Origin of the sequence: Citrobacter sp. UYEF32, assembly GCF_040546205.1 — a bacterium.
GTDB lineage: Bacteria > Pseudomonadota > Gammaproteobacteria > Enterobacterales > Enterobacteriaceae > Phytobacter > Phytobacter diazotrophicus.
Map to the genome: position 1 here is coordinate 1 of NZ_JBEPNI010000009.1, position 17,549 is coordinate 17,549.

9 protein-coding genes are annotated in these 17,549 nt (G+C 55.7%); all 9 read right to left on the bottom strand.

Translation table 11 applies throughout. The features are described 5' to 3' along the window. A partial coding sequence (locus ABIB59_RS22385; RefSeq protein WP_354037090.1) for a cadherin repeat domain-containing protein occupies positions 1-1,778 on the bottom strand: 1,778 nt, incomplete at its 3' end. 78 nt (positions 1,779-1,856) lie between these two features. Further along, complete coding sequence (locus ABIB59_RS22390; RefSeq protein ID WP_079496207.1) at positions 1,857-3,107, bottom strand: beta-barrel domain-containing protein; 1,251 nt, start codon at positions 3,105-3,107, stop codon at positions 1,857-1,859. Further along, the gene (locus ABIB59_RS22395; protein ID WP_079496206.1) at positions 3,097-5,322 is read right to left on the bottom strand and encodes an ATP-binding cassette domain-containing protein; all 2,226 of its coding nucleotides are present in this window, start codon (positions 5,320-5,322) and stop codon (positions 3,097-3,099) included. The genes ABIB59_RS22390 and ABIB59_RS22395 overlap by 11 nt, the downstream gene beginning before the upstream one ends. Further along, a complete protein-coding gene (locus ABIB59_RS22400) occupies positions 5,322-6,680 on the bottom strand; it encodes a TolC family protein (RefSeq protein WP_354037092.1) in 1,359 nt (452 codons plus the stop codon). The genes ABIB59_RS22395 and ABIB59_RS22400 overlap by 1 nt, the downstream gene beginning before the upstream one ends. 645 nt (positions 6,681-7,325) lie before the next feature. After that, a complete protein-coding gene (locus ABIB59_RS22405; RefSeq protein ID WP_354037094.1) occupies positions 7,326-7,934 on the bottom strand; it encodes a hypothetical protein in 609 nt (202 codons plus the stop codon). 397 nt (positions 7,935-8,331) lie between these two features. Continuing rightward, positions 8,332-9,696 (bottom strand): HlyD family type I secretion periplasmic adaptor subunit, encoded by a 1,365-nt coding sequence (locus ABIB59_RS22410; protein ID WP_039079769.1) that lies wholly within the window; start codon positions 9,694-9,696, stop codon positions 8,332-8,334. Next, entirely contained in the window at positions 9,683-11,869 is a 2,187-nt protein-coding gene (locus tag ABIB59_RS22415) for a type I secretion system permease/ATPase (RefSeq protein WP_354037096.1), read from the bottom strand. Before ABIB59_RS22415 ends, ABIB59_RS22410 begins: the two co-directional genes overlap by 14 nt. Before the next feature lie 101 nt (positions 11,870-11,970). Further along, positions 11,971-13,320, bottom strand: a complete 1,350-nt coding sequence (locus ABIB59_RS22420; RefSeq protein ID WP_039079767.1) for a TolC family outer membrane protein — start codon at positions 13,318-13,320, stop codon at positions 11,971-11,973. A gap of 180 nt (positions 13,321-13,500) precedes the next feature. After that, complete coding sequence (locus tag ABIB59_RS22425) at positions 13,501-17,373, bottom strand: retention module-containing protein (protein WP_354037098.1); 3,873 nt, start codon at positions 17,371-17,373, stop codon at positions 13,501-13,503. Positions 17,374-17,549 lie beyond the last annotated feature (176 nt).

Below are 17,549 nucleotides of genomic sequence, written 5' to 3' on the forward strand. Positions count from 1 at the left end.
GTGACCGCACCGGTGGTCGGGTTGATGGTCAGACCCGCGTCGCTGCCCGCTTTGAGCGAGAAGGTCACCCCACCGCTGATATCGCCGCTGTCGGTGGCCGTGGCGGTGTAAATCACCTGACCCGCGCCGCTGTTTTCGTTGATCGCCGTGGCCGTCGTGCCGCTGGTGATGGTCGGTGCCACTTCGTCGAGGTTATTAACCGCCAGGGTGACCGTCTGACTGCTGGCATTGCCGGCGGCATCGGTGGCGACGACGGTGAAACTGTAGCTGGCTTTGCTTTCATAATCCGGGTTGCCGGTCAGTGTGACCGCGCCGGTAGAGGCATTGATGCTAAACAGCGCGCTGTCACCGGTGGTGCCCAGGCTATAGCTGAATTGACTGGGGTCGGTAGCAACAGCAGTCCAGACCACCTTACCGGCCCCGATGTTCTCATCCACACTGGCCGTCGTGGCGCTGCTAAAGACAGGCGCATGGGTATCAATAATGAGGCTGACGCCGCCGGATGCATCACTGGCGGTCGCCGCGCCTTTAATCAGTAACGACTGCGCGCCATCGGACAGATTGTTAGTGCTGCCGAGTGTAATTCCGGCAGCGACGGTGTCCAGGATGGTCTGGGTGGTCGCCCCCGCATTGGCTTCAGCACCGGAGAAGGCCGCCAGCAGGAGGCCATATTTTTCACCGGCACTCAGGCCATCGGCAGCATCAAAACTGCCGCCGTTGGTAGCGGTAACCGTGGTGTTCAGAATATTATCCACGCCAAACAGGTTACTGATGGCCGTTGCCGTGTCGGTCACCTGGGTTGCGCTCAGGGTGGCAGGATTGTCAGGCGTGCCACCGAGGGCCTCCTGGGCCTTGGTATAGGCGAGCGTGGTCAACACGTTAACATTGAGCACAAGAGTACTGTTATTTCCGGAGATAACCCCCATACTCCAAAGCTGAGCAGAGAGGTCTTTACCCGCGCCAGTGGCTTCGTCCAGGTAGTCAGCGGCGCTGCCGCTGTTGACAAGTTTCACAATAACGACGCCGGTGTAACTGCCCGCAGACACCGTGACCGAGCCATCGGCCCCCAAAGTCCCCGTGCCAATCAGCGTTTTGCCATCGGCCTGATAAATCTCTACTTTCAAATCATTACTGCTGAGCGCCGGGCCGCCGACAAAATTAAGCTGAACAGCGTTCTGGACCGGGGTTTCTCCCCCACCGTTATTGTTGTTATCGCCACCCTTATCATGCCCGCCATGGCCACCGCTTGCCGCTGCAACCCCGATCACGCCCCCCAGCCCGAGGGCACCGGCGATATAGCCCGCATAAGAGTGCGATTGAGGAAGGTACGTGACAGGATGGCCAGTCACTACCGAGCCATCATGCAGGCCAGCTAAGATACCTTCCAGCCCGGGGTGGCCTGAGGTCATGCTGGCCAGCGCGTCAGGAGAACCGTGCGCATAAAGAACATGGCTGCCGTCAGACAGGGCTGCCCCTTCGGTGCTCCCCGGCGTAATCACCTGGGTAGAGGTGCCATCGGCAGGCAGGGTTACACTGGTATCGCTTTCGGTATACCAGCCCTGTAGGGTCAGCGTGGTGCCATCGGCATAGTCCAGTTGCAGATCCTGTCCGTGACGTGAAGCCACTACGTCATCAGCCAGCTTTTCCTGATCATTTTCACCCTGGCGTTTAAGCACCCGGTAAGATTCACCCGGCGCAGCTTTGTGAATATTGGTCTGCCCGGCCTGCAGGGAGATGCGGGTTTTACCGGTACTGAGCGTATATTGGCGTGGCTTCATCTGGGTCTCGGGTTTCATAATGTGTTATCTCTCTCTGGGGCGGACAGGAAAATCGGGTTGCAACGGTCACCGGCGGTGTCATCGCTCCTGGAATGATTCACTGAGTGTTTTACGCAAAGGTTTAAGTAAGAAGTCCATCAGCGTGCGATCACCGGTACGGATGTCGAGCTGGGATGTCATGCCCGGCAGGATGTCAAGCTGACGACCTGTCGTACTGCGCACAAGTTGCCCATCTTCCTGATGGTCTGACAGACCTTCTGCATGGCTTTTCAAACGAACATGGACGCGGTAGTAGATCTCCTCGCCACGCGAGGTGTTTTCTTTAAGGGTATCGGCCGATACGTAAATCACTTCGCCCTGCAATGCCCCATAAATGGTGTAATCGAAGGGATCAAGGCGCACAGTAGCCGGTAATCCAACCTGAACGCGGGCAATATCAGCAGGTAGAACCTTGGCTTCTATGATGAGGGCATCATCTGACGGGACGATCTGCATAATCTCATCACCGGCACGTAATACCCCGCCCAGCGTGGTGACGCGGACATTTTTAACAATCCCAGGCCCCATGGCCGTAAACACCGTATCGTGTACCTGCTGGCGACGACCGGCCATCTGTTGCAAGGTCTGGCCCAGATCATCTTCTGCCTTGGTGAGATCGGCCCGCGCATCATCCAAAAACTTATTGCGCCGACCAAGCAGGCGGGCACGAGCCTCATTAAGCTCGCGCTGTGCATTAAGCCGCTCACTGGCGCTAACATCGCCAGAGCGTTCCAGCCCGTTCACCAGGCTGAGCTTCTGGTTGGCTAAATTCACGGCGGTTTGCAGCGCTGTTATATCTTCCTGCAGGCTCTGACGGCGTTGCAGAAACAGTGCGCGTTCAATATCGGCCTGCTCGCGTAACGCCGGACCGGGATCGGCGGGGAACTGGGGAGCGGATTGTCCCGTTGATTCTGCGCGAAGTCGGGCAATGCGCGCCCTGAGACCGGCGATGCGCGCGTCCACTTCACCTGCCGCCGCCTCCACGCGAGTTGGATCAAGGCGAGCCAGAATCTGCCCCGCCTTAACATGATCACCCTCTTTGACACGCAGTTCGGAAAGTACGCCACCGTCCACGGTCTGGATGATCTGCACACGGCTGCTGGCGATAACCTCACCGTGTGCCCGAGCCACTTCATCAATGCGAAAATACATAGCCCATATGACAAAACCCAGCACCAGTACGACGATGCTCCAGATAAGCCCTGCCGGGACTCGGCTACGGTAGTAATTTTCCAGACGATTCACGCGAGCGGCGTCAGCGACCTCGTCGTCAAACAGTTCAACGGCCATGAAGGACTCCTGCTGAATGTGATGCTGCGGGCATGTGTGTTTTCACGTTCGTTACCTCAGCGGCGGGACGCGAGCCAGTGGCGCGGGCCATCAGTCCTGGCAACACCTTGTCAGGAGTACCATCACGTACGACAGTACCTTCCTGTACGACAAGCACGCGGGTAGCAAAATTAACGGCCGCCATCGGACGATGAGTGGCGACGATCAGGATATCTTCCGGCTGCAGCCTGGCTTGTAATGCTTTCCAGACACGCGTCTCCGCTTCGCCATCCAGCGAGGCCGTCGGTTCATCCAGAAGCCAGATACGAGGACGGGACATCAGCACACGCGCCAGGCCAACAAGCTGGCGCTGACCGCCAGAGAGACCTGAGCCCCCCTCGCTGATAGGCATATCCATACCCAGCGGATTACTGGCCGCCACCTGATCCAGCGCCAGATCGCGGGTGATGTCTGTCAGCGTAGTGTCGCTGACTGCGCCTGCGAGCATCAGATTGCTTCGCAGCGTCCCTTTGAAGAGCTGCACCGCTTGTGGCAGATAGCCAACCTGAGCGCTGACCACCTGGGGATCGATCTCCCACAGATCCACATCGCCCAGGCGGACACGGCCCTCACCGGGGCGATAGAGTCCGGCCAGGATCTTGAGCAACGTTGATTTACCTCCGCCAACAGGGCCCAACAGCAGAACACGTTCACCAGCGTGAAAGTGGAGTGCGGGAATATTGAGTTGTTGTACCGGAGACTGCGGAAAGGCAAAGCGCAGCTTTTCGACACTAATATGTTCTGGCAGGCGATCGGGCAGCAGCAGGGTCTGTCCGGCGCGGCGCTCTGTAGGTTTGCGCAGCAGGTTGTTCACCATATCCAGCGCCTCCCGGACCTGCTGCCACTGCATCAGATACTGAACGCCCTGGCTCACCGGCCCGATAACACGGCCGCCCAGAATACTGCACGCGACCATGCCCCCGGTGGTCAAATAGCCGGCTTCAACGCCCCAAACCCCGACAACAATCCCCATGATATAGGCCAGCGTCGACAGGCTGGCGGTGGTGTTCGTACAGAACTGGCTGAGGGATTTTTGTTGAATACTGTAGCCTGCGATGGAATGACTGAGCGTCTGCCAGTCTTGCGCAAAACGCCAGCCAGCATGACTGGCGCGCAGGGTTTCGGCACCGCGAATACTGTCGACTAACAGCCCCAGACGCTCATTGCTGCGCAGCATTTGTTGGCGCGTGAGACGGCGTAAGCGCAGACGGGTATACAGACCCAGCGCCAGCGCGATGGGGAGCATTCCCAGGTAAACCCAGCCGACTGGCCCCCCGATCAGACCAATAATCCCGATAAACAGCAATGCGAACGGCAGATCCACGATTCCGAAGACAAGACCGGCAGAGAAAACTTGTCGAACCGAATCCAGCGCCCCTACCTGCGCGGCCAGCGTGCCCAGGCTACCGGGCTGTTGGTCGAGTTGCAGGTGCAACAAATGTTCATAAACATGCTGGGAAAGGCGTTTATCCACACTGCTGGCAACGCTGTCCATGATGTGGGCACGCAATGTTTTGAGCAGCCAGTCCAGTCCTACAACCAGCCCCATCCCCGCCACAAGCGTAGTCAGTGTCGCCCAGGCCAGGGTGGGCACGACACGATCGTAGACCTGCATGGCGAAGAGGGATGTGGGAATGGCCAGAATGTTCACCAGCAGCGTGGCGGCAGCTACCCGGAACACCCAGCGGCGATCGCGCAACAGCTCTCGCCAGACCAGGCGCATAGCCGGATTTTCGCTGTCAGAGAGGTTCTCTGACTGTACGTGTGAAGCCAGGCTGAACCAGAGTACAGCCGTTTCGTCACCCGCCGCCGTCCCCGGCGCGCCGGTCACAATGTCGTCTATCGCCAGCGTTCGGGGTTCGACACCTTCACGGGTCAGCGTAAGGGTATCGGCTCTCCCCTCTTCGTTGTGCCGTTCAGCCAGCCACCATGTCTGTTCGTGCCACATCAGTGCCGGGAGGTGACGTGGATCAAAACGCCGCCAGGGGAACAACGCCAGCCGGATATCTTTCATTCCCGCGTCTGACAGCAAACCGCGCACATAATCCTGTGGACGATCGGTTAACGGTGGAACGGCCTGCGCGCGGGCATACGCCTGCGTTAATGCCGCTTTATTCACCGGGGCATGTAGTTTGTCCAGCAAGGCCAGTAATTCAGGAAGAGGAACAGGTATCATCAGGGATGGCTCGCAGACGTGTTAGCAAATTGAGTGCCCGTGGTCAGGGCGCCAGTGGTATCGTCCATACGGCCCGTGCGTGCGGCCAGGCGCAGGCAATCGACCCGCCATGCCGATCGCACCGATACCAGTGCTTGTTGTTGTTCGGTTAATTCGCGCACGGCGTTGAGGACATCCAGCCAGCTCTTGTAACCCGATTCGTACTGGCGACGGAACGAGGCCAGCGTGCCGCTAAGTTCGACGACAGACTGTTCATAACCGGCAATCAGCGTCTGGTTAGCATCACGCTGATCAAGCAACTGGCGCGTTTGAATGTCTTCGCTGTGGCGTTGTTCGGCCAGATCCTGTCGTGCGGATTCCACGCGTTCCAGCGCCGCGTTCTGGAGGCCACGGGAGACCAGCCCCAGCCCCTCCATCGTGCCGGTCACAACCACATTGACCGTATTATTATTTCTCTGGTTGGGCATACCTGAATATTCGTTGCGCGCGGCTTGCAGGGAGACGGTCGGTCGCGATGAGGTGCGCTGACGTTCCACATCAGCTTCGGCAAGCGTAACCGCCGCTTCACGTGCTCGCACCGTCGCACTCTGCGCAAGGATTTGTTCCTGTATAGAAGTATCCGCAGGCAACTTGAGGATGCTGCCAGGGATCGGCAGTTCGCTTGCGATCGGCACCTGAGTCAAGGATAACAGCGTGGATTCGGCGGTACGCAGGTCCGATTTGGCCTGTTCGAGCGATGAGCGTGCCTGTAACAACCGGGCCTTCGCAAGGCTGACATCGGCTGGAGAAGCCAGCCCCCCTTGCGCGCGGCGCTGGATTTGTTCCTGCAACGCCTGATGATTGTTAACGTTTGATTCAGCAACGGCAAGACGCTCGCGAATACCCTGTATATTCGCGTAAGCCACCGCAGTATCTTCCAGCAATTCACGACGGGTAGCCCAGGCCGTGGCTTGCTGAGCAAGGGTGTCATTGTCGGCGTAGTCAATAGCACTGTCGATACGCCCAAAAGCCCATAACGGTTGCGAAACACTCAGCGTGGTCGTACGGGAATCACTGTAACCCGAAATTTGCCCCGTCCCGGCACTGGCACCAAGCGTTGGCAAACGTGCCGCGCGGGCGCTGTCGGCGCTGGCCTCTTTGGAACGCACAAGCGCCTGCTGACTGGCCAGACTGGGGTGATGGAGCATCGTGCTGCGCAACGCGGCAAACAGACCACCCGGCGAGGTATCCTCAGAAATACGGTGTGATGACGACGAAAGGGTGGCGGCCTCAGCCTGGGTGATTGAAATGACAAAGGGTAAAAAAAGACTGATTACAGTAAGTATGTAATAACAGTGACGATCTGAACGAATCCCCATTGTCTGATGAGCCCTTTATTAAAGAAAGATAAAAGACTCGTCGATCCTGATGTTGCTCATGTTATCCCGACGTCACCGTTAGTGGATAAATGGCGTGGCCGGTATAACGAGTCATAAATAAGAAAAAGACTATTGCTTCACGTCATAATTACCTATTGATAACATCTGTGTCAAGGTATGTAATCGTGTAATAAAACCTGTAAAACATAGTCAATTATTAAGTTAAGTTTACCTAACGCAAATATTCGCATCGGCTGAAAAATTATTATCAGCGGGCTATCTGATGAAGCTGTAGAGAACTGACGGATTGCAGGATGTGGAGAGCGTAGAATGGCCAGAGCGAGCCTGAGTCCAGCGCGGCGAAACCTTATACAGGGTTTTCACGCCGGCCAGACTTCTGTACTGGTTAAAAGTGAAGATAACGACTGGAAGAGTGTTGCTTGTTAAAAATATATCGTGGCGTCTTGCAGCCGCAGGCCAGCTCGCGGGGAAAGCTGTCGTTGACATCTCTCACCCGGTCTGTGCAGGTATGGCACCAGCATGGGTAAACCTCGGGTAATACTTGCTTGTTATTTACCTCATATTTACGGCAAATAACAATACATCGTCATACCCGCCTTATTATCCTGAAGATATACCTGGCGACTAATACTGAATATTTGCCATCGCTTTATACCGTTCAGGCAAAGCGCTATTCAGGGCCAGAATCTTTTCAAGAATATGGAATGAAGAGGTACCTTTAGCGCGTTCTGCATCGGTAATGGCAGAGCGTATCGTCGCCGCCGCGGCTGAGATACGCTGAAAATAGGCTTCGGATTCAGGCGTCTGTGCCTCACCTGAGCCGGCATAACGCACCGCAGGCCAGTGTGTGAAATCCATTATCGGCCAGGCTTCTTCTTCCGTCGGGGTATTAGCAGCTAATAATTGTTCTGCTTTTTTCGAGTCTTGTTGTGCAGCAGAGAGCAGTGCTAAGCGATATTTCATTTTTGACAGCGTATCACCACTCTCTTTTTGTTGTGAAAGGGATGCAATAAAAGCTGACAATTCATCATCTGCTGGCTGTTGATGACCATCTGCGTTTTTTTTCATATCAGGTGAGCTCGAGGTATTGTTTAATGCTAATTCAATTAAATAATTCAACATCTCTAATGTCATCTTATGCACCTTGTAAAACTGACAGTCTTCATTCAACTTGTAGTGAGGATTTTTATCTATTGCTTTAATCTCGTGACTCACCAAAATAAATACCTTCATCCCAAAGATGCTGAAATAACGTATCGCAACGTGAAAAAGAGTTTATTTTGAGAGCCTTAAAAAGGCCGATAAATGCAAACAACTCTCCACCAGATAAATAGTGTGTTCGTTAATGAAAAAACCTCTGGGTCTGGTTTACTGTCTCAGTATTGTTGAAAGATTCTCGTTTGCAAAACGATAAAAACTGCAACTCATTGTGAGTTAAACTCAAAGTGGAAGTGAAAATCAGCGTACAAAAGGCAGGTGGAGAAGACGGCGTTCGTTACGCACCTTGCAGACTCAAGACCATAAAAAATAGGGGGTTATTGAGGCGGATTTAAGGATATCTGACTGGTGCAGGCCTGGACTCTTTAACAAATAAAAAGCCTGCTTGCCGCAGGCTTTTTGACTTCAACGCTTAGCGCTCGCGGAACGCTTCTGCTTTGGCGCGCAGAATAGGCTTGAGCAAATACGCCAGAATGGTTTTCTTGCCGGTAATGATATCCACCGAGGCCACCATGCCAGGAATAATCAACAGCGGTTTTTCATCCGTGCCGAGGTGGTTTTTATCGGTACGCAGGCGAATAATATAAAAACTCTTCCCGTCTTTGTCGGTCACCGTATCGGGGCTTATTTGTTCTAGTTTGCCCTTAAGCCCACCGTAAATGGTGTAGTCATAGGCGGTGAATTTTACCGTTGCTTCCTGCCCCGGTCGCAAAAAGGCGATGTCCTGGGGACGAATTTTGGCCTCAACCAGCAACGTGTCATCAAGCGGAACAATTTCCACAATGTCATTGCCCGGCTGGATCACCCCACCAATGGTGTTCACCAGCAATTGCTGGACGATGCCGCGAACCGGTGAAGTCACCAGTGTGCGGTTCACCCGGTCGGTAATTGCTTTACCTGATGCTTCAATTTTACTCAGATCGGTACGGGCCTGGTTCAGTTGTTCCAGCGCTTCGCTGCGATAGCGCCCTCGCGTTTCACTGACCTTGTTTTCAATCTCCTTGATTGCCGCCTGCGCGCGCGGAATAGCAAGAATGACGGAGTCCAGTTGCCCCTGCGTCTCAACCCCGGCGCGACGCAGACGCAGCATTTCTACTTTTGAGATAGCGCCTTTTGCCACCAGTGGTTCAGACATGGTGATCTCTTGCTGCTGTAACTCAAGGCTGCGGCGGTACTGCGTCAGTTTGCCCTGGAAATCGAGCAATTCCTGTTTCTTCTGAATCAACTGTTCGTTCAGTCCGGCAAGTTCACTCTGAATGCGTTTATTGACGCTGGTGAACAGCGCCATTTCCCCGCTGGCGATTTCCGGCGCCTGACTGACTATTTCCGGCGACAGCGTCAGTTCGCTGGCCTCATCAAGCTGAGCGGTCAGGCGCTGGATCCGTGCTTCGAGCGCCAGCTTATCGGCCTCGCTTTCTCCGGCGTTAGAGCGAAAACGGGTGTCATCCAGACGCAGCAGCGGCGCACCGGCTTGTACCACTTCGCCTTCATGGGCAAAAACTTCGGCAACGATCCCCCCTTCAAGGTTCTGGACTTTCTGCAGACGGGATGAGGGAATGGCCCGCCCTTCCCCGCGTGTCACTTCATCAATCTCGGCCAGCGAAGCCCAGACGATCATCGCAATAAAGAAAGCGAAAATGGCCCATAAGGTTACCCGCACCACGCGGGGCGCATCATCAAGTAGCGCCTTGTTAACCTCATTGGTGGTAAAGGTTGCTGACGGTTTCTCTCCTGAGAGCCAGTTCATCAGGCGGCTAAGCGCATCAACGATTCGCATGAATTTGTCCCTTTTTCAGCGCGTTCATGACGCTCTCTTTCGGGCCGTCGGCAATGATCTTACCGTTGTCGACGATAATCAGCCGATCAACCAGCGACAGCAGCGACGCACGGTGCGTCACCAGCAATAGCGTCTTGTTGCTGATAACCGGTGCCAGCGCTTTTTTAATCAGATCTTCACTGGTGTTGTCCATTGAACTGGTGGGCTCGTCCATCAGCAGGACCGGCGGGTCGAGCAACAACGCCCGCGCCAGCGTAACCGCCTGACGCTGCCCGCCGGAAAGGCTCATGCCACGTTCGCCAACCTGCATGTTGTAGCCAGAGGGATGACGGCGGGCAAACTCATGCACGCCGGTCAGGTTCGCGACCCGCAGCATGGTCTCGTCGTCAACATAGCTTGCGCCGTAGAGCAGGTTTTCCCGCAGCGTGCCGTTGAACAGGTGGATGTCCTGCGGCGCGTAGCCAATGTTATGCCGCAAATCGTGCACATCGATCTGGCGAAGGTCGATACCGTCAATCAACACGCTGCCGCTGTCCGGCTGGTAAAAACCGACCAGCAATTTCGCCAGCGAGCTTTTTCCTGAACCGCTACGACCGATTATGCCCACCTTTTCACCGGGCTTAATGACCAGTGAAACGTTACTTAGCGAGGCATACTGGTTGCCCGGATAGCAAAAGGCCACATCACGCAGTTCAATTGCCCCCGAAAGGGTTTCACGCTTAAGCGGTACCTCACCCTCCTGCACTTCCTGCTCCAGCCCCATCATTCTGTCGATGGTCGATTTCGTCATTCGCGCACGCTGGTAACGGGTAATCAGACTGCAAAGCTGGCCGATGGGCATCATCGCACGGCGATGCAACAGGTAGCAGGCAATCAGCCCCCCCATGCTGAGATTGCCGCCGATGATGACATATACCCCGGCGACAATAATTGCCACGCCGCTGGCCTGTTGCAGCCAGGAGGTAAAATTCACCGCCACGTAGGAGAGTGATTTCACCCGCAGCTCCAGTTTGCTCAACTGGCCGGTGAGATGCTCCCATTGGTACTGGCGCTCACTCTGCGCGTTATTGATTTTGATAGCGTCAAGGCCGGTCAGTGTCTCTACCAGCATCGCCTGACGCTCATTGGCCAGTTGATAGGTTTTTTGTACCCGTGACATCAGCGGGCGCTGAATAAGCCAGCTCACCAGCAACGCCAGCGGATAGGAAAGCAGCGGGATCAGCACCAGTGGGCCACCAATAACTCCAATCACCAATAAAATTAACAAGGTGAAGGGGAAATCAATAAAGGCCGTCAGCGTCAGCGACGACAGGAAATCACGAATCGACTGGAACTCCTGGAAGTTCTGCGCAAAGCTGCCCACCCGCTTTGGACGCAGCTTCATCTTCATCCCTAAAAGCCGCTCAAACAGCGCCGAGGAGACCACCAGGTCGGTCTTTTTACCCGCCAGATCGAGGCAAATCCCCCGCAAGATTTTCAGTACAAAATCGAAAACAAACGCAATACTCACCCCAATGGCCAGTACCCATAGGGTGGCCGTTGCCTGATTAGGCACAACCCGGTCATAAACGTTCATCACAAACAATGGAGCGCACAGCGCCACAAGATTGACCAGAAAGCTGGCGATTACCGCATCGAAGTAGAGGAATTTTGAGAGTTTAAGGGTGTCCTGAAACCAGGCGGTCGTTCGCGGTAACGTGGCCGTCGGCTGGGCGTCAAACTCATGTTCCGGGGAGATAAAAATCGCCCTGCCGCTGTAATTTTCCGCCAACGTTTCCCGTGATAGCGTAATTTCCCCGCCTTCCGTTTCACTGGGCAGCAGTCGGGCCTGCTGGTTGTCATCCCAGCCGATTAATACGGCCGCCTGATCGTTTTTCAGCAACAGAATGGCAGGCAGCGACAGCGCGGTAATGTTATCAAGAGGGCGTTGTACCACACGCGCTTTCAGCCCCGCACGCCCCGCGGCACGTGGAAACGCCTCCAGCGTCAGCGAATGGGTCGCCAGCGGCAACCCGGTCGTCAGAACAGTACGGCTGGTTGCGATGTTATGCATCTTGCAGATGATCATCAGCGCGTCCAGCAACGGATCATCATGGGTTTGCCGGGGATCGTGCCTGACCGGGGCTTCGGGGGAAATGTCGACGTTCTCAGGCGTGTCAGTAGCAGGCGTCATTCTTTGCCTCAGTGTTCTGCAGACTCAGGCCGCAGGTCATAAACAGCGAGGTGAGCGCCGGTTTTATGCCGCCAGTCACCCCACAACTCTTTAGAGCCGTATTAATTCAGTTCCGGCAGTTCCGCCTGCGTACGCTGAGCCTGATCAAGCGGCTGTGAGGCCGATGGCGGCTGAATGTTCAGACTCTTAAGCAGTTCCCCCGTACGGGCACTGATGCGATAGGTCGTAAACATGTCGACAAATTGCAGTTCAACGTAACGGCGTTGTGCCGTGAAGACTTCATTTTCACTGTCGAGCATATCGAGCAGCGTACGGTCGCCCAGGCTGAACTGTTCCTGATAGGCGCTGCGCACCGTCACGCTACGCTCAGCATATTCTTTGGCGATCGGCACCTGTTGTTCAGCGTTGTTCTTCGCATTCCAGGCAAGACGCAACTCCTCGTTTAACTGGCGCAGGGCATTATTTTTCACATCCTGAGCCTCTTTCATTTTGTAGGCGTAAGAGGTGAGTGTCGCCTGGTCGCTACCACCGTTGTACAGGTTGTAGCGCATACGCACCATTGCCTGCCATTCCTGGTTATGTCCGCGCGTACCGTCAAGGTTGTTGTCCATCGTGCGACCGACTTCGACATTAACATTTGGGTAAAAACGCGATTTCTGCGCTTCATACTGCTGGCGTGTCGCTTCCACATCGGCATCAGCCTGTTTGAGCAGCGCGTTGTTTTCCAGCATCACTTTGCGGGCGGCCTCCAGTGAGGCGGGAACCGTAATTTTGCCTGGCATCACCAGCGTGTCGGCATCTTTGCCGGTAACGCTTTGATAATTAGCTCTGGAGTCTTCAAGGTTGGTTTGTTCGGTCAGGAGATTGTTCCGCGCCTGCGCCAGGCGGGCTTCCGCCTGATCGTAATCGGCCTGGCGGCCTACCCCCTGGGCGGTGCGCAGGCGAATTTGATCAAACACGCGCTCGTGATTGTGCAGGTTGTCTTCCGCCAGTTTTACCATCTGCTCACGCATCAGCACATCAAGATAACTTTGAATAGCCTGCAGGGCGGTGCTTTCGCTGGTATTCAACACGGTCCAGGCGCGCGAGTTTACCGTTGCTTTCTGGCGAGCGACTTCGCTGGTAGTCGCAAAGCCATTAAAGACGTTTTGCGTAAGGTTAATAGCCGATTCGCTGCGGTTCAGGTTACGCAAATGCTCGCCCGCCGCGCGGGTCGTGGAATTGTCGGTTTGTTCCCAGCCGCTACCGGCGGTGAGATCCAGCGAAGGCAGATAGCCGCCTTTGGCGGCGCGAAGATCCTGTTCAGCGGAGTATCGACTGTTTGCCGAGGCGTTAACTTGTGGGTGCCATAACAGGCTGTCTTTTACCGCCTGCTCAAGGGTAGTAGCCTGGCTCTGTGTCGCGCACACAGTCAACGCTGCACCCATGAATAACTGGCTACCATATTTCATTCTTGTCTTCCTTTTCGTTATGCCCCTGATTGTGGGGATGACCCACCAGGGAAAATGCCACGGAACCGGGGGAGAAATTGCGTCCTGGCTGTTTTAATTGCTCGTAATCTCTCGCCAGCCCTGAATTCACATTGCGGTGACAGGCCGCTTAGCCACCCGGGGGCGCTAAGCGGCGGCTTATCAGGTTGTTTCTTCCGGTTTAGAGATCAGGTTATCAACCATCGCTTCGTGGCCAGCATCGTAACTATCAGTATTCGCAGTCATACCGCCTTCGGCCGGGACATGCTCGGCTTCCGTCGGGTTATTCGCCGTTTCACTCTGCGGCCCCGCCTGGATCAAACTGCTGAGGTCGTGATGTTCTTCATCATGGATGATGTCGCTAAAGTTCAACTGCTGGTCATTGTCCACGGCGGTGGTCGGGGTGTTTGCCGCCTCCTCCTGCGCATGGGCAGAGAGAGGCGTCATCGCGTTATCCGCCGATGCCGTCGGTGTCTCTGCGTGACCGGATGTGTTATCGGCAGCCAGCGGGGTGAGCATTAAGCTTGTGTCATCAATTAACGATGCGCCGTGGCTACTGTCAGTGAGCAAACTGTGATCAGCTTCTGTCGTTTGCGTGTCATTTGCGGCGCTGCTGCTCATCCGCGCCTGACTGTCGGTATCCGACAGCGAGTCACTGTCTGAATGGCTCTCATCGGCGATATGACTCAACGTCATATGTGTCTCGTCAGACGTATCTGCAAGATGGTTTACATCTGCGCCATCACTATGGCTGTCGCTGATGTGCTGCCCGCCCTCTTCACCATCAAAGGTGAAATGGTGTTCGAGTTGATCGGACGCGGTGGAGTCGACATCCAGAGTAATATCGCCAAGTGTGCTCTTGCCATCCGGTAATTCAACGCTGACCTGTCCGGAATAGTGTGTCGTGTCGCTGGCAAAGGTCAGAACATAGACCTTGTTGACCGCATCATAAGTGACATCCGTGTAATTGCCGCTAAAGGTCGCGTGTTCAGGGATCCCGCCAACCGTAATGGCGTTCAGATGGTCATTGCTGTCGGAGCTTTCGAGGTTAACGTCAAGATTCAACGTGACCGTGTAGCTTGTGGTGGTGCTGCCGCCGTGAGATGACGATGGCCCGTCACCAAAGACCACGCCCTCAATATGGTTCGCGTTTTCAAAAGGATGCTTACCGTTCTCATCGGTAATCTGCAGATTATCAATATCGTTGTTCTGATGGTTCTGCGGATGAGGAACCCCTGTTACCTTGTAGTCCTCACTGTTACCCTGAACAAAAATATAGTCTTTGCCGACATCGCCTTCCGTTACGTTGCCGTTGCCAGTGATCCCTTTGAGGGAGACGAAATTATATTTGCTGTTCGGCCAGTCACTCTGCTGGTAATAACCGCCCGTATGGTCACCGACAACGAAGATATCGGTGTGCCCTTTGGCACTATCGTCGGTGTTGGCATTACCGCTACTGGTGTAGTAGTGAATCTGCGACGCGCTGTCGGATTTCGGCACAAAGTCGCCCTTGATGGCGCCATCCGGGCTATCCGGCGTCAGCCAGACATGTACGTTACTGCCAATCGCCACGATCACGCCGTTCTGGATATCGTATCCGTTCGGGTTCCCGCTGCCGCCATTGATATGGGTGATCGTATTATCTGACGTATCCGTTGTTTTGCCGCCAGGCGTGATCGTCACGGTCAGCTTCACATCGGCGTCGGCATCGGAATCCGCGTCTGCATCAGCATCAGCATCAGCATCCGCGTCTGCATCCGCATCGGAATCCGCGTCCGCATCAGCGTCGGCGTCAGCATCGGAATCTGCATCCGCATCGGCGTCGGCATCAGCATCTGCATCTGCATCTGCATCGGCATCAGAATCTGCATCGGCATCAGCATCGGCGTCGGCATCCGCATCCGCGTCGGAATCTGCATCGGCATCAGAGTCTGCATCCGCGTCCGCATCGGCATCAGAATCCGCATCGGCATCAGAATCCGCATCTGCATCTGCATCAGAGTCTGCATCGGCATCCGCGTCGGCGTCGGCGTCCGCATCCGCGTCTGCGTCGGAATCTGCATCTGCATCGGCGTCTGAATCTGCATCAGCATCCGCATCTGCATCAGAATCTGCGTCGGCGTCTGCGTCGGCGTCTGCGTCGGCGTCAGCGTCGGCATCCGCGTCGGAATCAGCATCCGCATCTGCATCCGCATCGGCATCCGCATCGGCATCCGCATCGGCATCCGCATCGGCATCGGCATCGGCATCTGCGTCGGCATCGGCGTCGGCATCGGCGTCTGAATCGGCGTCGGCGTCGGCATCTGCATCAGAATCCGCGTCTGAATCCGCGTCGGCATCGGAATCTGCATCAGCATCTGCATCAGCATCTGCGTCGGCATCGGAATCTGCATCAGCATCCGCATCCGCATCAGAATCTGCGTCGGCGTCGGCGTCTGCGTCGGAATCCGCATCCGCGTCCGCGTCGGCATCGGAATCTGCATCAGCATCTGCGTCGGCATCGGAATCTGCATCAGCATCCGCATCTGCATCCGCATCTGCATCGGCATCAGAATCTGCGTCGGCGTCTGCGTCGGCGTCTGCGTCGGAATCCGCATCAGAGTCGGCGTCGGCATCGGCGTCAGCGTCAGCGTCAGAATCAGCATCCGCGTCGGCATCCGAGTCTGCATCCGCATCCGCATCAGAGTCTGCATCTGCATCAGCGTCGGCATCAGAGTCGGCATCCGCATCAGAATCTGCATCCGCATCTGCATCAGCGTCTGCGTCGGAATCCGCGTCGGAATCTGCATCGGCGTCCGCATCCGCGTCGGCATCCGCGTCGGAATCAGCATCCGCATCTGCATCCGCATCGGAATCCGCATCCGCATCGGAATCCGCATCCGCGTCGGCATCCGCATCGGAATCCGCATCCGCATCGGAATCCGCATCCGCGTCGGCATCCGCATCGGCATCCGCATCGGAATCCGCATCCGCATCGGAATCCGCATCCGCGTCGGCATCTGCATCAGAATCCGCGTCTGCATCCGCGTCGGCATCGGAATCTGCATCAGCATCTGCGTCGGCATCGGAATCTGCATCAGCATCCGCATCTGCATCAGCATCCGCATCAGCATCCGCATCTGCATCGGCATCAGAATCCGCGTCTGCATCTGCATCAGCGTCGGAATCTGCATCCGCGTCGGCATCCGCATCGGCATCGGCGTCCGCATCCGAGTCAGCATCTGCGTCTGCATCAGCGTCGGCATCCGCGTCGGAATCAGCATCCGCATCTGCATCCGCATCGGAATCCGCATCCGCGTCGGCATCCGCATCGGCATCGGCATCCGCATCCGAGTCAGCATCTGCGTCTGCATCAGAATCTGCATCAGCATCGGCATCGGCGTCAGAGTCGGCGTCAGCGTCGGCATCAGCATCCGCGTCGGAATCTGCATCTGCATCTGCATCGGCATCCGCATCCGCATCGGAATCCGCATCTGCGTCGGAATCATCGGGCGGGTTCGGATTCGTATTGGGATCGGCAGGCGTTGATGCAGTGGCAACGCCAGGATCAAGCCGCGTTAATTCCTGAGGGCGTTCGGCATCAGGGAAATCAATGCCAACCGTTGGGTATCCGGCACCAGGGTCAACGATCTGACCGGTTAAATCGAGGACCACATGTGTGTGCGATCCGCCGCCGCTTCCGCCGGCATCACTTCCGCCAGTGCCACCTGCCTGGGGACCCGCGGCTGGCGCTTCAAGGGTTTGCGTCGGATCCTGCCCATCTGCGATCGCCTGTTGTATAGCGGCAACATTTTGTTGCTGAGTAGCCGTAGGTTCAGTGGTCACGCTGCCCGTACTGTCCCAGTGACTGTCACGGCCAAGGTCCAGTTGCTTGCCATCCGCCAAAGACAAGGTAATTGCACCAGAAGCCCCTGTCTCGACCTGTTCTCCTTCAAGGACCCTGTCACCTTCAACCAATAAACGCTGGCTGCCATCAGGTGCTACTGCAAACACTTGTCCTATTACCGCTTTGACGATCCCAGAGACGCCGCTCATGTGTAGTTCCCTCGATCCTGTTCTCGCCCAATTCATCCACTGACCAGGCGTAGAATGCTAAAAGAGAATTTAATTAGTATTTGTAATGCAACATGTAACAAAGGTAATGAAAGCACGTTCCGGCAGAGGATTTATTGATGCCGCTTCGCTTAAGGACCTTATATTAATAGATGAAG